General features: G+C 67.9%; 23 protein-coding genes and 1 pseudogene. 8 read left to right on the top strand and 16 right to left on the bottom strand.

Going from position 1 to position 22079, the window contains the following annotated elements:
• The first annotated feature begins 159 nt into the window (after positions 1–159).
• Positions 160–1116, top strand: a complete 957-nt coding sequence (locus tag ACIA75_RS15230; protein WP_397104090.1) for a hypothetical protein — start codon at positions 160–162, stop codon at positions 1114–1116.
• 178 nt (positions 1117–1294) lie between these two features.
• Here the strand turns inward: ACIA75_RS15230 and ACIA75_RS15225 are convergent, their stop codons facing one another.
• The 3 genes from ACIA75_RS15225 to ACIA75_RS15215 all read right to left on the bottom strand — a co-directional run bounded on the left by ACIA75_RS15225 (position 1295) and on the right by ACIA75_RS15215 (position 3834).
• A complete protein-coding gene (locus tag ACIA75_RS15225) occupies positions 1295–2308 on the bottom strand; it encodes a HEAT repeat domain-containing protein (RefSeq protein WP_397104088.1) in 1014 nt (337 codons plus the stop codon).
• Positions 2302–2988 carry a HEAT repeat domain-containing protein gene (locus ACIA75_RS15220; RefSeq protein ID WP_397104085.1) on the bottom strand — a complete coding sequence of 229 codons (687 nt, stop codon included), beginning with the start codon at positions 2986–2988 and terminating at the stop codon, positions 2302–2304. The genes ACIA75_RS15225 and ACIA75_RS15220 overlap by 7 nt, the downstream gene beginning before the upstream one ends.
• Before the next feature lie 174 nt (positions 2989–3162).
• On the bottom strand, positions 3163–3834 hold the full coding sequence (locus ACIA75_RS15215) for a TetR/AcrR family transcriptional regulator (protein ID WP_397104083.1): 672 nt from the start codon (positions 3832–3834) through the stop codon (positions 3163–3165).
• 19 nt (positions 3835–3853) lie between these two features.
• On the opposite strand from ACIA75_RS15215, the gene ACIA75_RS15210 reads away from it, so the two are divergent.
• The 3 genes from ACIA75_RS15210 (at position 3854) to ACIA75_RS15200 (ending at position 4883) form a co-directional block, all read left to right on the top strand.
• On the top strand, positions 3854–4189 hold the full coding sequence (locus ACIA75_RS15210) for a hypothetical protein (protein WP_397104081.1): 336 nt from the start codon (positions 3854–3856) through the stop codon (positions 4187–4189).
• Positions 4189–4431 carry a hypothetical protein gene (locus ACIA75_RS15205; protein ID WP_397104079.1) on the top strand — a complete coding sequence of 81 codons (243 nt, stop codon included), beginning with the start codon at positions 4189–4191 and terminating at the stop codon, positions 4429–4431. The genes ACIA75_RS15210 and ACIA75_RS15205 overlap by 1 nt, the downstream gene beginning before the upstream one ends.
• Before the next feature lie 104 nt (positions 4432–4535).
• Entirely contained in the window at positions 4536–4883 is a 348-nt protein-coding gene (locus ACIA75_RS15200; protein ID WP_397104077.1) for a DUF1330 domain-containing protein, read from the top strand.
• A gap of 289 nt (positions 4884–5172) precedes the next feature.
• Here the strand turns inward: ACIA75_RS15200 and ACIA75_RS15195 are convergent, their stop codons facing one another.
• Genes ACIA75_RS15195 through ACIA75_RS15185 form a run of 3 tightly spaced genes read right to left on the bottom strand, consistent with a single transcriptional unit; the run spans position 5173 to position 7141 of the window.
• Complete coding sequence (locus ACIA75_RS15195) at positions 5173–5586, bottom strand: arsenate reductase ArsC (RefSeq protein WP_397104075.1); 414 nt, start codon at positions 5584–5586, stop codon at positions 5173–5175.
• 14 nt (positions 5587–5600) lie between these two features.
• Positions 5601–6626 carry an ACR3 family arsenite efflux transporter gene (arsB, locus tag ACIA75_RS15190; RefSeq protein WP_397105331.1) on the bottom strand — a complete coding sequence of 342 codons (1026 nt, stop codon included), beginning with the start codon at positions 6624–6626 and terminating at the stop codon, positions 5601–5603.
• Positions 6627–6661: 35 nt separating this feature from the next.
• Positions 6662–7141, bottom strand: coding sequence for an ArsI/CadI family heavy metal resistance metalloenzyme (locus ACIA75_RS15185; protein WP_397105329.1), 480 nt, complete (start codon positions 7139–7141; stop codon positions 6662–6664).
• A 97-nt stretch (positions 7142–7238) separates the two neighbouring features.
• Here ACIA75_RS15185 and ACIA75_RS15180 point away from each other — a divergent pair, with 97 nt between their 5' ends.
• Positions 7239–7598, top strand: coding sequence for an Rv2640c family ArsR-like transcriptional regulator (locus tag ACIA75_RS15180; protein ID WP_397104073.1), 360 nt, complete (start codon positions 7239–7241; stop codon positions 7596–7598).
• 190 nt (positions 7599–7788) lie between these two features.
• On the opposite strand, the gene ACIA75_RS15175 is transcribed toward ACIA75_RS15180, so the two are convergent.
• The 6 genes from ACIA75_RS15175 to ACIA75_RS15150 form a co-directional block, all read right to left on the bottom strand.
• The gene (locus ACIA75_RS15175; protein WP_397104071.1) at positions 7789–9324 is read right to left on the bottom strand and encodes a serine hydrolase domain-containing protein; all 1536 of its coding nucleotides are present in this window, start codon (positions 9322–9324) and stop codon (positions 7789–7791) included.
• Between the two features lie 158 nt (positions 9325–9482).
• A complete protein-coding gene (locus tag ACIA75_RS15170; RefSeq protein ID WP_397105327.1) occupies positions 9483–10502 on the bottom strand; it encodes a fused (3R)-hydroxyacyl-ACP dehydratase subunits HadA/HadB in 1020 nt (339 codons plus the stop codon).
• Between the two features lie 361 nt (positions 10503–10863).
• Entirely contained in the window at positions 10864–12300 is a 1437-nt protein-coding gene (locus tag ACIA75_RS15165) for an ABC transporter ATP-binding protein (RefSeq protein ID WP_397104069.1), read from the bottom strand.
• Complete coding sequence (locus tag ACIA75_RS15160; protein ID WP_397104067.1) at positions 12297–13130, bottom strand: ABC transporter permease subunit; 834 nt, start codon at positions 13128–13130, stop codon at positions 12297–12299. The genes ACIA75_RS15165 and ACIA75_RS15160 overlap by 4 nt, the downstream gene beginning before the upstream one ends.
• On the bottom strand, positions 13127–14068 hold the full coding sequence (locus ACIA75_RS15155) for an ABC transporter permease (protein WP_397104065.1): 942 nt from the start codon (positions 14066–14068) through the stop codon (positions 13127–13129). Before ACIA75_RS15155 ends, ACIA75_RS15160 begins: the two co-directional genes overlap by 4 nt.
• A complete protein-coding gene (locus tag ACIA75_RS15150; RefSeq protein WP_397104063.1) occupies positions 14053–15582 on the bottom strand; it encodes an ABC transporter substrate-binding protein in 1530 nt (509 codons plus the stop codon). Before ACIA75_RS15150 ends, ACIA75_RS15155 begins: the two co-directional genes overlap by 16 nt.
• Positions 15583–15755: 173 nt before the next feature.
• Here ACIA75_RS15150 and ACIA75_RS15145 point away from each other — a divergent pair, with 173 nt between their 5' ends.
• Entirely contained in the window at positions 15756–16223 is a 468-nt protein-coding gene (locus tag ACIA75_RS15145) for a hypothetical protein (protein ID WP_397104061.1), read from the top strand.
• Positions 16224–16249: 26 nt separating this feature from the next.
• On the opposite strand, the gene ACIA75_RS15140 is transcribed toward ACIA75_RS15145, so the two are convergent.
• The 4 genes and pseudogenes from ACIA75_RS15140 to mftE form a co-directional block, all read right to left on the bottom strand.
• Positions 16250–17926, bottom strand: a complete 1677-nt coding sequence (locus tag ACIA75_RS15140; RefSeq protein WP_397104059.1) for a fumarate hydratase — start codon at positions 17924–17926, stop codon at positions 16250–16252.
• A 198-nt stretch (positions 17927–18124) separates the two neighbouring features.
• A pseudogene (locus ACIA75_RS15135) lies at positions 18125–18325 on the bottom strand (ADP-ribose pyrophosphatase); the annotation flags it as partial.
• A 35-nt stretch (positions 18326–18360) separates the two neighbouring features.
• Complete coding sequence (gene mftD, locus ACIA75_RS15130) at positions 18361–19578, bottom strand: pre-mycofactocin synthase MftD (protein ID WP_397104057.1); 1218 nt, start codon at positions 19576–19578, stop codon at positions 18361–18363.
• Complete coding sequence (mftE, locus tag ACIA75_RS15125; RefSeq protein ID WP_397104055.1) at positions 19575–20276, bottom strand: mycofactocin biosynthesis peptidyl-dipeptidase MftE; 702 nt, start codon at positions 20274–20276, stop codon at positions 19575–19577. The genes mftD and mftE overlap by 4 nt, the downstream gene beginning before the upstream one ends.
• A gap of 166 nt (positions 20277–20442) precedes the next feature.
• Here mftE and mftR point away from each other — a divergent pair, with 166 nt between their 5' ends.
• Together mftR and ACIA75_RS15115 are read left to right on the top strand one after the other, a co-directional pair.
• Positions 20443–21060: a mycofactocin system transcriptional regulator gene (mftR, locus tag ACIA75_RS15120; protein ID WP_397104053.1), complete on the top strand. Its 618-nt coding sequence runs from the start codon at positions 20443–20445 to the stop codon at positions 21058–21060.
• A gap of 116 nt (positions 21061–21176) precedes the next feature.
• Positions 21177–22079 (top strand): STAS domain-containing protein, encoded by a 903-nt coding sequence (locus ACIA75_RS15115; RefSeq protein WP_280399396.1) that lies wholly within the window; start codon positions 21177–21179, stop codon positions 22077–22079.

Here is a 22079-nt window from a genome sequence, read left to right as displayed (position 1 = left end):
GTACGGTACGTACTGTAATAACGCCACGGCGACTCCCACCGGAAGGATGCGCCGGTCACCGGCTGGGGTTGCACCGGATGACACGCCGACGATCCGGACGCGCCGATAATCGAACACACTTTCTAACGTAACCCGGAGTAACTCCGATAGCTTGCCCACATGGTCGGCTCCCCACATGAGGCGATGCACCGCCTCATCCAAGACAACCCCGGTGTCTTCGCCCGCGTGTTCCGGGTTCTCGGTCTCCCTTTCGACGACCCCGCCGAAGTCGCGGTCCTCACCAACGACCTCACCGAGATCCGCCCCCTCGAACGCCGCGTCGACACCCTGCTACAGATCACCACCGTGCGCGAGGGCCCGTTCCTGCTACTGGTCGAAGCCCAGAACAAGAAGGACCCCGACAAGCCCAGCGCCTGGGCCTACTACCTCGCCCATCTGCACGAGAAATACCGGCTGCCGGTCGTGCTGCTCGTCGTCTGCCGCGACACCGCCACCGCCGACTGGGCCACCGAACCGATCACCATCGGGCTGCCGCAATGGACCAGTATCACCGTTCGCCCACTGGTCCTGGGCCCGCACAACGTCCCGGTCGTCACCGACCCCGCCGTTGCAGCCTCTGATATCCCCTTGGCCGTACTGTCGGCGATCACCCATGCCAAGGACCGCAGTATTGATGCGATACTGAAAACACTCGCCGACGCCCTGCACGAACTGGAAGACGAGGAAGATTTCAACGTCTTCGCCGAACTCACCGAACTCGGCCTCGGCGTGACCCGAGCCGCGAAAACCTGGAGACAACTGATGAGCGTGGACCTCTCGTTCTACCGATCACGCACCTCCCAGCGCCTCCGCGCCGAGGGCCGCGCACAAGGCCGCGCCGAAGGCCGTGACGCAGGCCGCCTCGAAGGCCTCGCGGAGGGCCACCTCGAAGGGCTCCACAAAGGGCGCATCCAAGAGGTGGTCGAGAAGATCCTGCGGCTGTTGGAGACCCGCGGAATCGCTTTCTCAGCCCACGACAGACAGCGCATCCAGGTCTGCACCGACCTCGAGGTCTTGGACCGCTGGTTCGACCGGGCCATCGCCGCCACCGATATCACGGACGTCTTCGCCGAGTAGCCGCGACTGTCAGCGGCAGGTACCGCGGATGTCGATCGACTGATCCAGGAGTCGGTCAGCATGATCTAGTGCGACAGAGCAGACCAGTGGACCGGCCAGCGGCGCATCGGGATTCGCGGACCAGTCGTCAGGCTATGAGGTAGCGGATCCGCCTTGTCCTTCACCGGCAATTGCGCTTTTACTCGTCCGGTCGCTCTTCGAGCACACCTACGAGGGCCGAGGCGAGCAGGGTCACGGCATGGTCGGCGTCGTGGGTCAATTGCCGGAGGAGGTCGAGAGCGAGACGTCCGGGCATCTCGGCGAGGGCCTGGGTCAGCCGGAGACGCACCACTGAGTCGGCCGGGTATGCGGTGAACTCGTCTGCCAGCGCGCTCATGATCCGGTCGGCCCAGGCTTCGTCCGCCGCCAGCGCTCCGAGAAGTTCGGCCGCCTCCACATCGTTCGGGCCGTCGACCACCGTGCGGACGAGTTCCGGGACGGCTGTGGTCTCGCCGCGCGCGCCCAGGGCGAGCGCGGCGTATCGGCGGACCGTGGTGTCACGATCCGCGAGCGCTTCGGTCAGCGCCGCGGTGGCTTCGGGACCGGGTAGTTCGGCGAGCGCGTGGACCGCGCGCCGGCGGAGTTCCGGATCCCCCGAGCGGACACCGGACAGGAGCCCGGCTACTGCGTCACCGTCGGCTCGCGCGAGAGCCCATCGCAGCGAGCCGGCAACAAACGGATCGGATTCGCCGAGGATCGCCGCGGCCAGCAGCTCCGCGGAGGGCGGGACGTCCTCGGCCGGGGCCAGAACGGCCTGCTGCCGCCGCGCGGCGCTCGGGGAACCGAGGCCGTGCAGGAGTTCGACGATGCGCAGGACGTCCGGCCAGCCCGAAGGTTCGGCCGCGTCGACCGTGCGGAGCCGATCGAGCAGCTCCCGCTCCCGGTCCAGACGTTCCCCGGTTTTCCGGATGAGGTCGCGGACCAGCGTGGACGGGGTGAATCCGGGATCGTCGAGGGCGCGGCCGATCTGGCGCAGGGACAGGCCCAGCGATCGCAGACCCTCGACGTGGAAGATCCGCCGGATGTCCTCGGGTGCGTATTCCCGGTAGCCGCCCACGGTCCGGCCGGTGGGCCGCACCAACCCGAGGGAGTCGTAGTGCCGGAGCATCCGGGTACTCACCCCCGAGCGGCGCGCCACCTCACCGATCAGCATGCATTCGCTTCCTCTGCGCCGGGACCGAGCGCCACCACTCGTTTCGCCTCGTCGACGGCGAGGTCGAAGCCGGCGTCGGGGTCGCGCAGGAGGCGCTGGGTGGCAGACGCATGGGCACGGACTTCCGGGTCATTGTTCGCCGCTGCCGCCTCGAGAACTGTCTCGGCCGCCTCGCCGAGCGAAACGAAGGCGCGGCTCAGGCTCAGCCGGACCTCCCGGTCGCCCCGGCCGAATTGTGTGGCCAGTTCCGTGGCGAGGACATGTTCCTCCCCGTCGGGCACGAGAACGACGGCAGCGCGCCAGGCACTGCGCGCGACCTCCTCGTCGGCGTCGCACAGTAACGACCGCGTGATCGCCGGCCAGGCGTCCCGGTCCCCGATCTTGGACAGCGTGTGCAGCGCTTGGCTACGGGCCTGTCCGCGCTCGGAACGGAGCTCCGCGCGGAGTTTCGGGACCGTCAGCTGCGCCGGGAATCGGGTCAGTGCCCACGTCAGCATGTCGCGCACGAAGAAGTCCGGTTCGACAGCGCACCGTTCTATCAGCGCATCGATGTACTCCGGCGCGGGCTGCGTCCCAGCGGCCAGCGCGGCTTTGAGCCGTGTCGACGAGTCGCGGGCCGCCAAGGCGCCGAGCAGCCGTGTGTTCTGTGGGTTCCTGTATGTCGCGTTGATGGGTACCACCTCCGACAGCCAGTGAAGACCTTGTCACAGTGACAAGGTCAAGTGCGTGAGCGCGGCGCATACCCTGGAGGTGGTCGCACTCGCGGAGAGTACCGGGCTTCTCGTCCGCAGTTCGACCGAGCGGGCCCGGCTTCAGCCGGTGCAGATGACCGCGACGAGGCTCGCGATCACCGCTCAGTCTCCAACCACGGTTCCGATGCCGGCGAGGATGAGGTCGATTCCGGCGACGAATTGCTCACGGTCGTCGTGGTCACGCAACTGGGGCGCCACCTGGCGGAGGAACGGGTACTGCGCAGGGTCGAGTTGCTCCCAGTGTTCGGCGGCCGCATCCAGGAATGCCGACCGATCGGGATGGGGGCGGCGGGCGTTCGCGGCGTTCTGTCCGGCGACGCCCAGAACATAGTTCAGCAGCGCGGAGCCGGCGTCGAATTGCGCCCGGCCGGGGACGCCGAGCGCCCGGAGCTGCCCGCCGAGACCCTCGAAGATCTGCAGTACCGCGGTTTGCCAGGGGGCGCGGGAGAGCTGGGTGCCCACCCACGGATGCGCGTCGATCGCATCGAACACTCCGAGGGCGAGGGCCCGGATCTTCTCCTGCGGCGCCGAACCGCCGGCCACGTCGTCGATGACGTGGGCGACGATATGATCGGCGGCCGCGATGAGCAGCTCGTTCTTGTTCGCGACATGCCAGTAGATCGCGCCGCTCCCGGTGGCCAGCCGGGCCGCGAGCGCGCGGAAGGTCAGTGCGTTCTCGCCGTCGGTGTCGAGGATCTCGATCGCGGTCTCCACGATCCGCTCCTTGGACAGCGCATCCGTGCGCCGTTCGGTCCGCTGCGCCTTGCTCACCATGGGCACCATCTTGACATAAATGGAACGTCGTTCCAAACTTCATGGAACAGCGTTCCAACCATGCGGAGGAGAACACCATGACAGCGACACCGATCACGATCATCGGGGCGGGCCTCGGCGGCCTCACCCTCGCCCGCGTACTCCCGGCATCGATTTCACCGACGCCGCCACCGCGACCGCACGAATCGCCGCCGAGTTCGCCGGCTGGGCCCCCGAACTCACCGCACTGATCACCGACGCGGAAACCGCACCGGTCCCGCGCATGATCCACAGTCTCCCCGACGGCCACCGCTGGGATCACACACCCGGAGTGACCCTCCTCGGTGACGCCGCCCACCTGACGCCGCCCACCTGATGCCACCCTCCGGCGACGGCGCGAACCTGGCCATGCTCGACGGCGCCCAACTCGGGCTGGCGATCGCTGCGCATCCCGGCGACCTCGAAGCCGCCCTGACCGCCTACGAACAGGCGCTGTTCCCGCGCAGCGCAGCGGCCTATGCGGACGCGCGCGAAATCATCGACCTCTGCCTGGGCGACCACGCACCCCACGGGCTCATCGACCTGTTCACCGGCACCGGCGAACTGCAGCCCTCCTGATTGTGGGCGCCCCCTGTACATGGCAGGCGGGTGCGGTTTGCGGGGACGCGCCTTTACCTGTGCGGTAATTGCCGCCCCGCGCCGCACGAACCTACCGTCGGGACATGTCCGTTTATGGATTCGCCCATCTGCGTAATCGCAGGCCGCACCCCGATATTCTCGAGTACCTGGAGCGCATCCAGGCCACGTTGGAGCCGTTCGGTGGACGTTTCGTCATTCACGGCTCCCCGGTCGAAGTCCTGGAGGGTAACTGGCCGGGGAGCATGGTGCTGATCGAGTTCCCCGGCCTGACCGAGGCGCGGGGCTGGTACCACTCGCCCGCTTACCAGGAAATCCTGCCGCTGCGCGCCGAGCACATCGACGGTGACCTGCTGCTGATCGAGGGCGTCGGCCCCGATTACGACCCCCGTGAACGCGCCGGGAAACTGCGCGCCGGTACCCCGCAGAGTTGAAACATCCGCCGGCTACAGACCACCGCCGATAGCGCAGAGCAACTTTCCGGGACCTGGGCGGCAGTACCTGCACCTGCTCTCGGTAGCTACTCCGATCGCCGGGTACACCGCCGCGCGGTCTCTTCGACCTGGCTGATGACGCGCTCGAGGTGCGCGATCTCGTCGTCCAGGGCTTGTTTGCCGGCGGGTGCAGCAGGGCGACGGCCGAATAGGCGACCGTGAACACCAGCAGGTACCGATTCTGTTCGAGCCCTGCCCGGCTGGCACGACGCAGCGCCCGCCGCGGTGGTTACACCGTTGGCGTCACGCCGAGTTCGGTGAGAAGACCGCGGACCCGGCGCTCGATGTCGTCGCGGATCCGGCGCACGGTCGCGAGATCGGCACCGGCGGGGTCGTCGAGTTGCCAGTCCAGATAACGGGTTCCGGGAAAGTAGGGGCAGGTGTCTCCGCAACCCATGGTGATCACCACATCGGACAGTTCGACGGTGCCGGCGGTCAAGAGGGTCGGGATCCGGGCGGAGATATCGATGCCTGTCTCGCGCATCGCCTCGACCGCAACCGGGTTGACGGACCCGGCGGGTGCGGTGCCGGCGGAGCGGACCCGGACCCGTCCCCCGGCGAGGTGGATGAGGAACGCCGCGGCCATCTGGGAGCGTCCGGCGTTGTGGACACACACGAACAACACGCTGGGGGCAGAGGACATGGAGCGGAGACCTTTCAACGGACCGGCGCCGGGTCGAGCCGCCGGCGCAGGGCGAGGGAGACGTAGACCAGGGCGAGCAGGACCGGGACCTCGATCAACGGCCCGACGACACCGGCCAGGGCCTGGCCGGACGTCGCGCCGTAGGTGGCGATCGCGACGGCGATGGCGAGCTCGAAGTTGTTGCCCGCGGCGGTGAACGCCATTGTCACGGTCCGTGCGTACCCGAGCCGAAGGGCTACACCGAGGGCGATACCGCCGGCCCACATGAGTGCGAAGTAGATCAGCAGTGGCACCGCGATCCGCACGACATCGAGTGGGCGGCCGGTGATCTGTTCGCCCTGCAGCGCGAACAGGATCACGATGGTGAACAACAACCCGTAGAGCGCCCAGGGCCCGAGCACCGGCAGCAGTCGCGTTTCGTACCAGTCCCGGCCGCGAGCCCTCTCCCCGACCCGGCGGGTGAGATACCCGGCAGCGAGCGGGATCCCGAGGAACACGAGCACCGAGGCAGCGATATCGGCCGGCGAGGCCTCGATCGTGGTCTGCTCCAGACCCAGCCATCCCGGCAGGACCGACAAGTAGAACCATCCCAGAGCCGCGAACATCAGCACCTGGAACACCGAGTTGATCGCGACCAGCACTGCGGCGGCTTCGCGGTCGCCGCAGGCCAAGTCGTTCCAGATGATGACCATCGCAATGCAGCGTGCGAGTCCGACGATGATCAGCCCGGTCCGGTATTCGGGCAGGTCCGGCAGCAGCAGCCAGGCCAGCGCGAACATCACTGCCGGGCCGATCACCCAGTTCAGCAGCAGCGATCCGAGCAGCAGCCGCCGATCACCGGTGACGGTGCCGAGGCGGTCGTAGCGGACTTTGGCCAGCACCGGATACATCATGATCAGCAGCCCGGCCGCGATCGGCAGCGAAACTCCGCCGATCTCGACCGCCGACAGTGCCCCGCCCAGCCCGGGCACGAGACCGCCCAACGCCAACCCCGCCGCCATCGCTACACCGATCCATACCGGCAGCAACCGGTCCAGCATCGGCAACCGCGGCGCCGGCGCCTGAACCACCGCGCTCACGCCGGGGTGCAGCAGACGGTTTCGGCGTCGCCCCGGCCATCGGCGCCGCAGCATGCCTGCGCCGCCTCGCGATCGGAGATCTCACCGGCCCCCGGAGCAGCGCCGAAGGATTCCGAATCGGCCAGCACCGTGTACACCTCCCACCGCTCCCGGCCGGGCCCGGTCACCCACACCTTGTCCTGCTTCGCGAAACAACATGTCGTCGCGATCTGCTCCTCGGTGAACAACCCCGCCTCCGCCAACCGCGCGATCTCGGAATGGACCTTGTCAGAGGTCTCGACCTCGACGCCGAGATGGTTGAGGCTGCCGCCGTGACCGGGGCTCTCGATGAGCACCAGCTTCAACGGCGGTTCGGTGATCACGAAGTTGGCGTAGCCGGGCTTCCGTTTCGCGGGTTCGGTGCCGAACAGGGTCGAGTAGAACCCGACCGCCGTCTCCAGATCATCGACGTTGAGCGCGAGCTGTATCCGGGACATCATGACCACCACCTGTGTGACATATATCAAATAGCTGACGGCAGCAAGTCTGCCACCTTTTCGACATAAGTCAATAAGCGCGGGTAAGGTGGTGTGCATGCCGAAAGCTCTGCCCGTCCTCGACACCACCGCGCCCGTGTGCTGCGCCCCCGTGGCCGCCGGACCGGTCGACGACGAGGCCGCCCTGCACGTCGCACTGCGGTTGAAGGCACTCGCCGACCCGGTACGCGTGAAGCTCATCTCGCTGCTGCTCGCCGATCCGGATACCGGCCGTACCGGCGGCTACCTCGCTGCGGCGGTCGAGTTGTCGGAATCGACCGTCAGCCATCACCTCACCCAGCTCCGCAAAGCCGGGTTCATCGACTCCGAACGTCACGGGATGAGCGTGCTCCACCGGGCTCGCCGTGACGCCCTCACCGCACTCTGCACCGTCCTCGACCCCAACTGCTGCCGCTGACCCGGTTCCCCGGCCATCGCGAACGCCTTCCCGTCACGGGCCGGCAGCGTCGACCGCGACTTCCGCCCCGGTCGGTCATCGGCAAGGGCGGACCGGGCACGGGCCCGTGCGCGAAGGCCGCGCCCAGCTCGTCGAGCTGGGCGCGGCCTCGGGTGACGTGATGCCGGGAGAGTCGCTCCGGTCGGAGGTGTCACGACATGAGATCAGCCGGATCGGACTGCCCGCCGCCGAAGACCTCCTCGACGAGGCGCTGCAGCGCCGTCTGGAACGCCGCCGACAGTGACATCTCGGCATCGTCGACATAGTTGAGCGCGGCGGTCAGCGTTTTGCTGCCGTCGGGCGTACTGAACATCAGTGCTCCGTGACCCGCGGCGCCCCCGTTGTGCGTGATGACCGTGCCGTGCCCGGTGTCCTGGACGAATACTCCGAGGCCGTAGTCCATACCGGGGATGCCCGTCGGGTGCGGGGCCCGCATCTCGTCCAGCAGCTCGGGCGGCAGGAGCTTGCCGCTGTTCAGCGCCGAGATGAAGGTCTGCAGGTCCCGAGTGGTCGAGATCATGTCACCGCCGCTGGAGATCCAGGAGGGGTTGTGCTCGGTGACGTCGACCGTCCGCTGCTCACCGGCGTCCTCGTAGCGGTAGTACGCGTGGGCGTGCGGCGCGGGGATTTCGGTCTGGCTGGTCGGTGCCACCGTGCCCGTCAGCCCCAGTGGCCCCAGGATCCGGCGCTGCATCTCCTGAGCGACCGGACGTCCGGTGACCTTCTCTATCAGCAGCCTGGCCAGCACGTAGTTGGTGTTGGAGTAGCTCCAGCCGGCACCCGGCTCGAATCGGGCCGGCTTCGACAGGGCCACCCGCACCAATTCGTCCGGCTGGTAGGTCCGGAACCGGTTGTCCACCCACTCTTTACCCGACGGAGTGGCGGCGATCCCCGCCACGATCGTCCCGTCCGGGAAGTACTCGCCGGTGAAGTTGAAGATCCCGCTGGTGTGCTGCAACAGCATCCGGACCGTGATCCGCTCGTCGAGCCCGAACTCGGGCAGGTACGTGGCCACGGGGGTGTCCAGCCCGACCCGGCCCTCCGCCACCAGTTGGAGCACCAGGGTGGCGGTGAAGGTCTTGGTGTTGCTGCCGATCCGGATATGCCCGTCGATCGGCGGCTTCGCAGTCTCGCCCAGCACGCTCACCCCGGCACTGCCGGTCCACTCGCCCTGCGCGTCGCGGACACGCAGGGTGATCCCGGTGAAGCCGGAATCGACGATATCGTCCAACGTTTTCTGAAGTTTCCGGGCATCCGGCCACGCCGACGCCGGCAGAACACCGCTGTTGTCGCCGGCGTCGAGGGCAGCGGTGATCTTGCGGATCATCTCGGCCGCAAGGTAATCGGGCTCAGTGGACCGGGGCCGGGCGCCGGCGCCGATCGCAGCGAGGACGGTACCGCGGAAATTGCCGGCTTCGACCCGATCCTGCGTCGCGAGCAGGTTCACAGACGCAGTCAGGGCGGGCAGGACCCGGTCGGCGAGTTCGGCGACGGTCTTGCCCTTCAGGACGACGTCCTTCGTCTTCGCCGCAAGCACATGGCCGACCGGACCGGTCGACGACGCGAGGACGAGAGAACCCTTCGTGACGGCCGAGTGGGGCATACCGGTGGCGGCCATCAGCGACAGGGCACCGTACGCGGCGGTCCGGAGGGTGGCTTTGTCCCGGTCGGTCAGGGTGGTGAGCATGGTGATCTTCTCCTTCGAAATGCCTTGTGGCGATGAGAAGACTGTCGCTGCCCCGGCTGACACCTGCCTGACACCGGCCTGACGCTCCCGCTGACACGGTGATCGGTGGACCCCTCGAAACCGAAGCGGTGGCGGTTACCCCAGATCCCGGCCGGTGGCTACGCGAGACGGACGTCTGCGGTGGCGAGGCCGAAGATCTTGCGGCCCGCGGATTTCGCGACGATGACGACGACGGCGCTCCTGGTCTCGGGGTCGACGGACTTGACGCGCCCGGTGAATTCGACAGTCCCCGCGGAGCGGGCTTCGACGACCGTATAGTTCGACAGCCGTACCCCGTACCGGAGGATCGCGCCCGGGTCACCGAGCCAATCGGTGACGAACCCCGCGCCCAGGCCCATGGTGAGCATGCCGTGGGCGATCACATCCGGTAAACCGGCGAGCGCGGCGACGCCGTCGTGCCAGTGAATCGGGTTCGCGTCACCGGAGACGCCGGCGTAATTCACCAGATCCCCCCGCGTCAGCTGTACGGTGCGCGGGGTCAGTTCGTGACCGGCCGAGATATCGTCGAATCGGATTGCGGTGCGCAGGTCACGGGTCCGGGAGACCGGGGAAAGGCGCGGGTCGGCCCCTGGAGCCGGCTCCGCGGCCGGCCCCTCCCCCTCATCGGAGGTGACCGAATCCCACAGGGGCGTTCCGATGCCGTGCATGACCACGCCATCGATCGTGTCGCCGACCCCGGCGTCGACCTCCTGGCCGGTGAGACCCACGACCGTCGTGTGCATGACGTGCACAACGTCACCGGATCGGTCGGTGAAAGTGTTGGTGATGGTGAGCAGGTCCTTGCCTGCCACGCGACGTACCGCCGAGAGCTCGACATCGCTGATCAACCGGTCACCGGTGAGTATCGGCTTGTGCAGCTCGAAGACCTGGTCGGTCTGCACGAACACGTCGTAGCCGGTCATCACCGTGTCGAAAAGCCGGCGATTGGCCAGCATCGCGGCAATCGAGACGAACGTGGTCGGCGCGACCAGACCCTCATGCCCCAGCTCCCAAGCAGCATCCTCACTCCAGTGGGCGGGGTGGAAATCCTGTACAGCGCGGGCGTATTCGCGAATCTTCTCCCGTCCCACCTCGTAGTAGTCGTCCGCGCGATAGCGATACCCCACCAGCCCAGCCATATCCAACGCTGTGTCCACCAAGGCCTCCTGACTCCTGAATTGTCGATACTCGTAGTCGGCATCGGCGTCCGGAGAACCGCATTCACACGCGTCGGCGCTCTTCCACACCGCAGAGCGCAGGGAGAAGAACCCCTCGCTGCGACCGGCCCGCTACGGGCATATCGCAACTCGGAACTGCTCCCGGTCCAGGGATGCCGCAGATCAGGCAGACCGTAGCACCGGTGCGTCGCTGATCAGCGGCGACCGGCGAAACTGGTTCTACCACGTCGGCACCCGGCGAACGAGGCCGGCAGCACCATCCGCGATATCGCCGCCCTGGCAAGCCGAGCAGTGCCTGCGCTGCACGGGGAACGTACGCAGGTCAGGCGAGCAGGGCGCGAGTGTGCGATGTGCCGGGTTCGCCGAGCACGGTGCCGGTAGTCCCTGCCTCCACCACAACCCCGTCGGCGAGGACGAGCATCCGGTGGCAGTGGCCGGCAATCACCGACATATCGTGGCTGATGACGAGCACGCCGATACCGGTGTCGATGCGCGTGCGGTCGACCATCCGCATGATCGCGGCGGCCGTCTCGGTGTCGAGGGCGGAGGTGATCTCGTCACAGATCAGGACCTCGGGCGCGGCGGCCAGAGCCCGGGCGATCGCCACCCGCTGCCGCTGCCCACCGGACAGTTCGTCCGGATAGCGGTGCAGCAGCGCGGGGTCCAGTTCGACCTGCCGCATCAGGGCGTCGGCCCGGCCGGGCACCGCACGACGCGGCACTCCGCTCAGCCGCAGCGGGCGCGACACAGTCTGCAGAACGGTGCGCTTCGGGTTGAGCGTGGACAGGGGGTTCTGCGGGATGAGCTGGATACGCCGCCGGTCCCGGCGGGAGCGTGCACTGCCGATACCGAGCGTGCGCCCGTTCACCTCGAGGGTTCCCGACGCCGCGGTGTGCAGGCCCGCAAGCACCCGGGCGAGCGTCGTCTTACCCGCGCCGGACGGCCCGGCTATCGCCACCGACTCCCCGGCGCCGACGGTGAGATCGACCGATTCCAGCAGGGTCCGGCGGCCGGCCCGCGCGGACAGGCCCGTCGCCCGGAACGCAACCTTGTCCTCCGGCGCATGCTCCGCGAGCGCGGCCGGCCGCAGCGTGGCCCGCGCCGTGCCCAAGGAGATCACCTCGTCGGCCAGTCGATGCAGTGCCGAGGTGTCGTGGCCCGAGACCAGCACCGCGACCTTGTCGTCGGCCGCCAGCGTGCGCAGCAGCTCCGCGATCTCGTTGCGCAGTTGCCCGTGCAAACCGGCCAGCGGCTCGTCGACGACGAGCACCCCGGCCCCACGGGCCAGCGCCAGTGCGAGGGCCACCCGGCGTTGCTCACCTCCGGACAGTTCCCCCGGCCGGCTGCGTAGCACGCGCTCGGGCAGCCCGGTCCGGCCGAGCGCCGCGATCTGTTCCGCGCGGGTGGGCCGGCGCGCCGCCGCCTCGGCCAGCAGCGATCCGATCCGCATCGTCGGGTTCAGCGCGGCGCCCGGATCCTGGCTGACATAGGCCAGGTGCTCGCGACGGAAGACCTGTAACGCCCGGGGTTCCAAGGCGAAGACGTCCTGTCCGCAGACATGAACCGAACCATGTGCCCGCGTGGTGCCGTCGGCCAAATGGCCCAGTACGGCCCGCAGCAGAGTTGTCTTCCCCGCGCCGGACGGTCCGGTGATCGCCGTGATGGTGCCCGGCGGCACCTGGATCGACGTCTGCGCCAGCAGTTCGGTGCCGGAGCGCGCCCGGACCGAGAGTTCCTCGACCACAACACCTGTGGTCATACCGTTCGCCTCCCTCGGCCGAACGCCGCCACGGCGCTGTTCACACTGACCGCGAGCAGGCCGATCGCCAGGCTCGGCGCCAGGACAGCCGCGGGGTTGAGCAGGATTCCGGAGGCATTCTCGCGGACCATGACCGCCCAGTTGGCGTCACCGAGCGTGGTCGGCAACTGCAGAAACGCCGCGGTGCTCACCAGATACATCGCCTCCACGAACCGCAATCCCAATTGGGTGAGCAGCGTTTCCCGCAGGTTCGGCAGCAGCTCCCGGGTCACGAGGTAGGCCGCCCCCTCCCCGCGGCCGCGGGCGGCCTCGATGAAACCGGCGGCCGCCACGCCGGCGGCCGCCGCCGCGAAAACCCGCGCGGTATACGGCGTCCCGGCGACCACACAGATCACGACCAGCCCCACCGCACCGGATTCCGGCCAGGACAGCATGAACAGGAGCATTGCCAGCACCGGCGGCAGCAGCATCCCCAGGTCCGCCGCCCGCTCGATCCACGCCCCCACCCGCGGATACAGTGCAGCCACGGAGCCGAGACCGGCCGCGCAGCCGGTCACCAGGAGCGCGATGATCAGCGCGACCAGCAACAGTCCCCAGCCGCCGTGCAGCAACTGGCTCAGCACATCGTGCCCGAGCCGGTCACCGCCCAGCCAGGCCTGCCCGCTCGGTGCCGCGAAGGTGATACCCACCGCGTGATCGACGGTATGCGGTGCGAACACCGGGCCGAGAACCGCGAGAGCGACCACGGCGCCGGCGAACAGTGCGGGCAGCCAGAGCCGGAGTGGACCGGGACCGGCCGGAAGCGTGCGGTCGAGAGCCGGAATCGTCATGCCCGGCCTCGGTTCGACCAGACCCGCAGGGCATCGGCCACCAGCAGGATGACCATGATCGTTGCCCCGGTCACGGCGACAACGGCCGCGACCAGGGCGGTGTCGCGATCGGCTACCGATCCCGCGACCATGGCGCCCATTCCCGGATAATTGAAGATCGTCTCGACGACGAGCGCGCCACCGAACAGGGTGCCGACCGAGGTCGCGAACGACATCGCGATGGTCGGCAACGCGAACGGCAGGATGTGGCGCACCAGCACCGCCCGTTCCGGAAGGCCGTTGAGCATCGCGCTTTCCACATGCGGCGCGGACGCGGCATCGGCCACCGCCCCCCGCACGACCCGCAGATTCCAGCCGGCCTGTGGTATCGCCAGGGCCAGCACCGGCAGGATCAGCATGTCCGGAGCGGCCGGGTAGCCGGCCCGGTCGGTGAAGGTCACCGCGGGCAGCCAGTCCAGCCAGAGGGAGAAGACCAATACCAGCAGGGTCGCGACGACGAATTCGGGCACCGCGATCACGAAGGCCGAACCGGGTTGCAGTGCCCGCGCGGCGAAACCGGTGGGGCGCGCCGCCCACCACACGCCGAGTAGCAGCGCTACGACCACGGTGACCAGGATGGCGATCGAGGCCAGCAGCAGCGTTTGCGGGAACTTGGCCGCCAGCATCTCGTTGACCGACTGCCCGCGCGCCGTGGTGCCGAAATCGCCGGTGAGAACGCCACCGAACCACTCCCCGAAACGATCCGGCAGCGGCCGGTCCAGCCCCAGTTCGCGTTCTTTCGCCGCGATCTGCTCGGCACTCGCATCCCGGCCCAGCACGGCCCGGGCCGCGTTACCGGGCAGCAGGTCGACGACCACGAACACCACCGCGAGCAGGGCGATCAACAGGCCGATCCGGCGCGCCAGCACCGCGGCGAATCCGGTCAACGCGACAACCACGCCCGTTCGAGTTGAACCCGGCCGTATCCGCCCAGTGTCGGCAGGCCGTGCACGGAGCGGGCGGCGATATCGATCCCGTCGGCCATCCCCCAGACGAGGTAACCGCCGCGCTCGTGCTGGATCTGCTGGATCTCCCGGCAGGCCGCGGTGAACTCCGGCCCCGGCGGCGCGGCGAGGGCATCGGTGTAGGCCTTGTCGAACGCGGCGTCGCGAAAGCCGGTTTCGTTCCATTTGGTCCGCGAATACATCACCTTGCTGGCGAAGAACACCACCGAATCGTTGGTGCCCCAGTTCACCGTGTACAGCGGCGCCGTGAGCCAGGTCTCGTCGTAGAAGGCGTTCGCCTCCTGCACCACGACCTCGATCTTCACCCCGATCTCCGCGGCCTGGCTCGCGAAGACCTTGGCCGACTCGACCTCGCCCACGGCCTCTTGTTTCGTCAGCAGGCGATAGGACTTCGCGGTGTCGAATTTCGCGTCGGTGAGCAGTTGCCGGGCGCGGTCGAGATCGCGCTGCCGCTGCGGGATCGACGTATCGTATTCCGGGTCGGCGGTGCCGAGAATATCGTTGGCCACGGTGCCGTACCCGGAAAGTACCTGCGCCACCATCGCTTCCCGATCCACCGCGAGACGCAGCGCTTCGCGTACCCGCGGATCGGCGAACGGGCCGTCGGCGGTGCGCATGGCGATCGCCACCGCGACATCGTCCGGGCGCCGGATCACCTCGAGTTCGTCACGCGTTTCCGCCATCCGCCCGGCCACCGCGCCCACGCTCGAGGCGAGATCGATCTGGCCGGCCATGATGGCATTGGCCATCGCGTCGGGACTTTCGAACAGCGTCACCTCGACGGCGTCGAGAAGCGGCGCTTCCCCATACCAGTTCTCGTTGCGCACCAGGCGGGCGTTGCCGTTGTCGTAGGACTCGAGCCGGAACGGGCCGGTCCCGACCGCCGCGGTGAAATCGGTGGTCCCCTGCGGGACCACGAAGGTCATCATCCGCAGCAGCAGCGGCAGTTGACTGTTCGGGGCCGCGCAGGTCAGCATCACCGCGTCGGCGCCGGCGGGCTGGATATCGGCGGCCGACGGCACCGGCACCTTGGTTTCGCCGGCGATCTCCCGTAACCGGCGCAGCGACCAGACGACATCGTCCGACGTCACCGGCCGGCCGTCGTGGAAACGCGCCCCGTCCGCGATCGTGAAGGTCCACTTCCGCTGCTGCGCATCAGCTTCCCACCGCGAGGCCAGCCGCGGCGCCACATTCGGATCCGCCCCCGGAACGGTCAGTGCGTCGTAGACCAGGGAGGCGATGAGGAAATCACTCTCGTTGCTCAAGGTCTGATGCGGATCCCGCTCGATCTTGGACGATTTCCCGATTGCACCGACCCGCAACGTCCCACCCCGCTGCGGCGGACCCTCCGTACCCTCGGGCGAAGATCCGTCACCGCAACCGGCGACCAGCAATACCGCACCCAACCCGAGGCCGGCCTTGAAGACATGGCGCCTACTCAAATCCACAGCTCGACCTCACCCAGCCCATTCCAAGGTTAGCCTCTGCTAACTGGAATGAGGGTATCGCCGGTGTGGTGAACCGGGCAACACCCCGGCAGGCATTGGTCGCCCACAGCTTTCTCATCCGGTCCCCCGGCGTAGCCCATCGCCGTGGCGGCCACCCACATAATGTGTACGGAGTGTCCGGTAGCGACGAAAAAGGGCCGAGTCAGGTCGAACTCATCGGGCCGGTCGCCGGGGTGATCACGTATGTGATCGCGGCCGGACTGATTCTGACCGGTCCGGTCATCGCGTTGACGGCTTCGCCGGCCGACGCGCTGTGCCCGGGAATCATCACCTTCCCGATCGGGATGGCGCTTGCCGTGCAAACCTTCGAGTGGCGAGGAACCGAGCGCCGATTCCGGGCCGTGGGGCTCCTTGCGACAGCGGAGATCACCGCGGTCCGGATACGCCAGGGGGGCGAGTCCCCGGATGTCGCCGAGCTACGGGTCCGGATCAGCGGTCCCGGTGTCGACCCGTTCACGTCGGACTGTGAGGTACCGAGCGTCGCGCCCCGGCCGCAGGTCGGCGACCGGCTCCGGGTTGTGGTCGATCCCGCCGACAACTCCTTCGCGATCGGCTACGACCACCTGTTCGAACCGGATTGAGCGAACCTCGGTGCAGCGCGGCGGGTTCAGACGCGTTCTTTGGACCGGGTGCGCACCCGCAGGGCGATCGGTTTCTGGGTTTCGGCGAAGAAATCGTTGCCCTTGTCGTCCACCACGATGAACGCCGGGAAATCCTCGACCTCGATCTTCCAGACCGCTTCCATACCCAGTTCGGGGTATTCGAGAACCTCCACCGATTTGATGCAGTCCAGCGCGAGCCGGGCCGCGGGGCCGCCGATCGAGCCGAGGTAGAAACCGCCGTGTTCCTTGCAGGCGCGGGTCACCTGCGCGGACCGGTTGCCCTTGGCGAGCATGACGAACGAACCGCCGGCCGCCTGGAACTGGTCGACGTAGGAGTCCATCCGGCCCGCGGTGGTGGGCCCGAACGAACCGGAGGCGTAACCATCGGGGGTTTTCGCCGGGCCGGCGTAGTAGACGGCCATATCGCGCAGGTACTGCGGCATCTCCTCGCCCGCGTCCAGCCGCTCCTTGATCTTGGCGTGCGCGATATCGCGGGCCACCACCAGCGGACCGGACAGCGAGAGCCGGGTCTTCACCGGGTATTTCGACAGTTCGGCGCGGATCTCGTCCATCGGGCGGTTCAGGTCGACCTGCACCACATCGCCGCCGAGGATCTCCTCGGTCTGCTCGGGCAGATACTGCGCGGGTTCGCGCTCGAGCTGTTCGAGGAACACCCCCTCGGGAGTGATCTTGGCCAGCGCCTGCCGGTCCGCGGAGCACGACACCGCCAGCGCCACGGGGCAGCTCGCGCCGTGCCGGGGCAGCCGCACCACGCGCACATCGTGGCAGAAGTATTTGCCGCCGAACTGGGCGCCGATCCCGAACGACTGGGTCAGCTTGAACACTTCCTGTTCGAGTTCCAGGTCGCGGAAGGCGTGACCGGTCATCGAGCCCTCGGTGGGCAGGTTGTCCAGGTAGTGGGCGGACGCGTATTTGGCTGTTTTGAGGGCGAATTCGGCGCTGGTGCCGCCGATCACCACGGCCAGGTGGTACGGCGGGCAGGCCGCGGTGCCCAGCGAACGGATCTTCTCGTCCAGGAACTCCAGCATCCGCGTGGGGTTCAGAATCGCCTTGGTCTCCTGATACAGGAAGGACTTGTTGGCCGAACCGCCACCCTTGGCCATGTAGAGGAACTTGTAGGACGGGTGCGCGGGATCGCCCGGCGCGGAGTAGAGCTCGACCTGGGCAGGCAGGTTGGAGCCGGTGTTCTTCTCGTCCCACATGGTGAGCGGCGCCAGCTGCGAATACCGCAGGTTGAGTTTCGTATACGCGTCGAAGACGCCGCGGCTGATCCATTCGCCGTCGTCGACCCCGGTGAGCACGCCCTCGGATTTCTTACCCATCACGATCGCGGTGCCGGTGTCCTGGCACATGGGCAGGATGCCGCCGGCCGAGATGTTCACGTTCTTCAGCAAGTCGAGGGCGACGAACCGGTCGTTACCGCTGGCCTCGGGATCATCGATGATCCGGCGCAGCTGCGCCAGATGCGCGGGCCGCAGATAGTGGCTGATGTCGTGCATCGCCTCGGCGGTCAGCATCCGCAGCACCTCGGGGTCGACCTGCAGGAAGGTCCGGCCACCGGATTCGAAGGTGCTGACCCCTTCGGTGGTGAGCAGACGGTACGGAGTGTCGTCGGCACCGATCGGGAGCAGGTCTGAATAGCGGAACTCGGGAGCGGTCACCGATCGCACTCCTTCGGAGGTGGTTGCGAGTAGAACACGGCACCGCCGCGAACGCCGCTGTACCGGAGATCGAGCGTAGCGACCACTCCCCACACCACCCCGAGTTAGGCAAACCTAAATCGTAACCTGGGTGGCGCGCCCGCGTCTTCTTCTCAGGTGCGGAGTTCGAGCAGCAGGTACGCGGCCAGCGACGGACCGTCGGCGAACCCCCACTGGATACCGATACTGCTCCACGAGGTGGAAGCCCTCGTTGTCCATCGGGATGACGAGCGCGAAATCGGGTTTCTCGATCACCGAGTAGAGGCCGGGCGACCCGTCCCCGCGCTCGATCCGATCCTCGCGCACCGTCAGCCACGGATTTTCGTACACGACCCTGGATGACACCGTCCCGATACTCACGCATCCAGTGTCAGGCCGGGACTACCGATGCGGAGTCATACCGCTTCGGCGGCCGATTCCGGGACGCGCAACTGGGACCCGGGTTCGACGCCCAGCCGGCGCTCGAAACCCTCCGGAACCACGATGTCCGAACGATCCAGTTCGGTGATCGAGGTCTTGCGCAGCCCGAGCAGCGCCGAATCGATCCCGCCGCGCAGGATGTCCAGCACGTTCTCCACCCCGGCCTGCCCGTTCGCCGCCAGGCCCCACAGGTAGGCGCGGCCGATCATGACCGCCCGCGCACCGAGCGCCACGGCCTTCACCACATCGCTGCCGCGGCGGATACCGCCGTCGAGCAGGATTTCGATCTCGTGACCCACCGCGTCCGCGACCACCGGGAGGGCGCGGATGGAGGCCGGGGTGCCGTCGAGGTTGTTACCGCCGTGATTGGACACGGAGATGGCGGCGACCCCGGCATCCACGGCCCGGCGCGCGTCGTCCACCCGCATGACGCCCTTGAGCATCACCGGGCCGTCCCACTGCTCGACCACCCAGGCGACATCGGCCCAGTCGGGTGCGGTGGTGCCCATCCATTCGCCGTAGGCACCGAAGAATCCGGGTGCGGGGGCGTCGCCGAGTGCCATATTGGGAGCGGTGAGGTCGGGGAGCGTGCCCGACCGCAGATAGCGGGTGAGCCAGCGCGGTTTGGTCATCACCTGCGGGGCGAAGCCCGCCATCGTGCGCAGATCCAGTTTCTCCGGGATCACCGGCGAACCCCAGTCCCGGCCGTGCGAGAACGACCAGTCGAGCGTGAGGATGAGCCCCAGCGCGCCCGCCGCCTTCGCCCGCGCCATCCGCGCGGAGATATCGTCCTTGCTACCGCACCAGTAGAGCTGGAAGAACGTCGTGGGATTGGCGGCGGTGACCTCCTCGACGGATTTGCTCGCGAACGACGACAGGCCCATCGCGGTGCCCCGCGCGGCGGCGGCCCGCGCGACCGCGACCTCACCGTCCGGGTGGACGGCCTGGACACCGGTCGGCGAGATGATCACCGGCATGGAGATCTGCTGCCCCAGCACCGTCGTGGACTGGTCACGGTCACCGATCGGGCCGGCGACATGCGGGGCGAAACCGAGCTCGGCGAACGCCGCCTGGTTGTCGTCGATGGTCTGGCCGCGCTCGGAGCCGGCGACGAGGGCGCCGTACACCGATTTCGGCAGCCGCTTCTTGGCCCGGCGGTGCGCCTCGGCGACGGTTTCGAACCACGGGTTCATGGTCGGATCCTTTCCACTGGTTCCGGCCACCATTGCCGGACCTGTTCGAACAATTGGGAGACGAGCCGGGCGAGTAACCGCTCGCCCTCGGCGGCGGTGGCGCCGGTGGGGTCGCCGAGAACTCCGTTGGCGCTGACCGCCGCGACCCCACCGGCCCGCAACTGCGGCAGCACCTCGGCCAGCGGGCGGGTATCGCCCGGCCGGGCACGCTCGGAACGCACGCGATCCGGCGACAGTGTCAGCTGCAGCGAGGTTTCGGTGCGGCCGGCATGAGCGTCGCCGGAGTAGCGCGGCAGGAACAGCCGGACATCGCGGGATTCACTGCGCAAGAGGGCCACCGCCCGCCGCAGTGGTTCCACATTGCCGCCGTGACCGTTGACCAGCACGATCCGCTCGAAGGTGTCGGTGGCCGACCGGCACAGTTCGACGATCAGCAGCTCCAGCGCCGCCTGGCCGATCGAGAGCGTTCCGGGGAAACCACTGTGCTCCCCACTGGCGCCGTACGCGACGGGCGGGGCGACGAGAACATCCGGGCAGCGATCGGCCAGACCGGCGCACAGCGCGACGGCCAGATCGGTATCGGTGGATACCGGCAGGTGGGGGCCGTGCTGCTCGGTCGACCCCACCGGCACCGCCAGCAGGGCGCCGGCGTTACCGAGGTCACCTGCCTCCGGCCATGTGAGGTCCGCCACCATCATGCGGCAGACATTAACGTCACTCACTGACAAAATCAATAGGGCCGTGCTCCGGGGGCGCCCCCACGGGGAGTCGACCGCCGGAACTCGGACCCCCGGCGTGGCCGCCGGGCACGTCCGGCCCGCGGGCCACCTTGGATTACGCGGCCGCTACGTTCAGAATCTTCCTGTGACGGCACAGCATCCGCGGGGGCGGCCCCGCGGCACCACCAAACGAGAGCTCGAACTGATCGCCATGCGACTGTTCAGCGAGCAGGGGTTCGAGGAAACCACTGTCGAGCAGATCGCGGCTGCCGCCGGAATCAGTGGCCGGACCTTCTTCCGGTACTTCCCCGGCAAGGCCGAGGTGCTGTGGTACTCGTTCGACGACGAGGTCACCGGGTTACGCGCCGCCTTCGCCGCCGTTCCGCCCGGCGAGCCGATGATGGCGGCGGTCCGGCGCGTGGTGGTCAATGCCAACCGCTATCGCGCCGAGGACGTCCCCGAATTGCGCACCCGGATGAAACTGGTGGCCGATGTCCCCGCACTGGCCGCCACCGCCGGTGCCCACTACGACGCCTGGGAACGGGCGGTAGGCGAATTCGCGGCGGCACGGCTGGGTGAGCCCGCGGAGTCGCTGATCCCGATGGCCGTCGGCCGGACCACCCTCGCCGCCGCCCGGGCCGCGTTCGACGCCTGGCTCGCCCGCGCCGACGCCGATCTGACCGTCTATCTCGACCGCGCACTGGCCGGATTGGAGCAGGGTTTCACCACGCAGAACGCGGAACCGGTCACAACCACCGGATAAACCGAACCGGAAGGTTTCACCGGCATATCCGCAGGGGTATGACTAGGCTCGGTATCGGCACGACCGCCGAAGTCACTACGATGTACCGGACCGCCGTCGAAAGGGGCACAAGTTACATGTCCGAGGTGTCCATGGGCCTTTCGGCGGACTCATTGGCCGAGGTATCGGTCGACAAGCTGCTCCCGCAGCTCGTCGAGCACCTCCGCCAGAACCGAACCGCTCTGCGGGAGGAGTGGGCGCGGCGAATAACCGAAGCCCGGCTGCTCACCGCCATGACTCCCGAAGAGGTCTTCTCCGAGGCCACGTCGGTGTACGACAACTACGTCGAGGTGCTCGAGACCGGTAGCGTCGAAGCGCTGCAGGCCTATGCCCGCGATCTGTCCGAGCGCATCATTCCGCGAGGAGTCGAAACCGACGAGGTTCTCGGCATGGTGCTGCTGCTGCGCGATGTGCTGGCCCGCTCGCTGTTCGAGAAGTACCAGTCGAATTTCGAACTGCTCAATGCCGTCCTCGACGCCTACGAACCAGCCGCGAACCGGATCGCGAACACCGTGGGCGTTTCCTTCGTCCAGGAGCGCGAGCGCGTCATCCGGCAGCAGCAGGAAGCCATCCGCGAGCTGTCCACCCCGGTTCTCCAGGTGCGCGAACAGCTGCTGATCCTGCCGATAATCGGCGTGCTCGACAGCCAGCGCGCCCGGCAGCTCACCGAACAGCTGCTACGCGCGATCCGGAACAACCGAGCCAAGGTGGTCGTCATCGATATCACCGGTGTGCCCGATATCGACTCCACGGTCGCCAACCACCTGGTGCAGACCGTGGACGCCTCCGGGCTGATGGGTGCCAGCGTCATCATGACCGGCCTGTCCTCGGAGATCGCGCTGACACTGGTGACCATCGGACTCGATCTGTCGAAGATGAACGCGGTCGGCGATCTGCAGGGCGGTATCGAAGAAGCGGAACGGTTACTGGGCTATGAAGTGTCCAGAGTGACCGAGCGCAGCGAACGCGATTCGCGCTGA

It is taken from the genome of Nocardia sp. NPDC051750, assembly GCF_044453135.1.
Lineage (GTDB): Bacteria > Actinomycetota > Actinomycetes > Mycobacteriales > Mycobacteriaceae > Nocardia.
The sequence above is the reverse complement of the archived record's forward strand: the minus strand, read 5'-3'. Positions and strand labels throughout refer to the sequence as shown.

Bases quoted from the DNA above. Each gene is read 5' to 3' on its own strand.
- ACIA75_RS15195 (WP_397104075.1), bottom strand. From the start codon at position 5,586: ATGTCCTCTGCCCCCAGCGTGTTGTTCGTGTGTGTCCACAACGCCGGA.
- ACIA75_RS15170 (WP_397105327.1), bottom strand. From the start codon at position 10,502: ATGGCTGGGCTGGTGGGGTATCGCTATCGCGCGGACGACTACTACGAG.
- mftD (WP_397104057.1), bottom strand. From the start codon at position 19,578: ATGAACCCGTGGTTCGAAACCGTCGCCGAGGCGCACCGCCGGGCCAAG.
- ACIA75_RS15175 (WP_397104071.1), bottom strand. From the start codon at position 9,324: ATGCTCACCACCCTGACCGACCGGGACAAAGCCACCCTCCGGACCGCC.
- mftE (WP_397104055.1), bottom strand. From the start codon at position 20,276: ATGATGGTGGCGGACCTCACATGGCCGGAGGCAGGTGACCTCGGTAAC.
- ACIA75_RS15210 (WP_397104081.1), top strand. From the start codon at position 3,854: ATGGAACGTCGTTCCAAACTTCATGGAACAGCGTTCCAACCATGCGGA.
- ACIA75_RS15230 (WP_397104090.1), top strand. From the start codon at position 160: ATGGTCGGCTCCCCACATGAGGCGATGCACCGCCTCATCCAAGACAAC.
- arsB (WP_397105331.1), bottom strand. From the start codon at position 6,626: ATGCTGGACCGGTTGCTGCCGGTATGGATCGGTGTAGCGATGGCGGCG.
- ACIA75_RS15115 (WP_280399396.1), top strand. From the start codon at position 21,177: ATGTCCGAGGTGTCCATGGGCCTTTCGGCGGACTCATTGGCCGAGGTA.
- ACIA75_RS15180 (WP_397104073.1), top strand. From the start codon at position 7,239: ATGCCGAAAGCTCTGCCCGTCCTCGACACCACCGCGCCCGTGTGCTGC.
- ACIA75_RS15160 (WP_397104067.1), bottom strand. From the start codon at position 13,130: ATGACGATTCCGGCTCTCGACCGCACGCTTCCGGCCGGTCCCGGTCCA.
- ACIA75_RS15215 (WP_397104083.1), bottom strand. From the start codon at position 3,834: ATGGTGAGCAAGGCGCAGCGGACCGAACGGCGCACGGATGCGCTGTCC.
- ACIA75_RS15205 (WP_397104079.1), top strand. From the start codon at position 4,189: ATGCCACCCTCCGGCGACGGCGCGAACCTGGCCATGCTCGACGGCGCC.
- ACIA75_RS15200 (WP_397104077.1), top strand. From the start codon at position 4,536: ATGTCCGTTTATGGATTCGCCCATCTGCGTAATCGCAGGCCGCACCCC.
- ACIA75_RS15165 (WP_397104069.1), bottom strand. From the start codon at position 12,300: ATGACCACAGGTGTTGTGGTCGAGGAACTCTCGGTCCGGGCGCGCTCC.
- ACIA75_RS15225 (WP_397104088.1), bottom strand. From the start codon at position 2,308: ATGCTGATCGGTGAGGTGGCGCGCCGCTCGGGGGTGAGTACCCGGATG.
- ACIA75_RS15185 (WP_397105329.1), bottom strand. From the start codon at position 7,141: ATGTCCCGGATACAGCTCGCGCTCAACGTCGATGATCTGGAGACGGCG.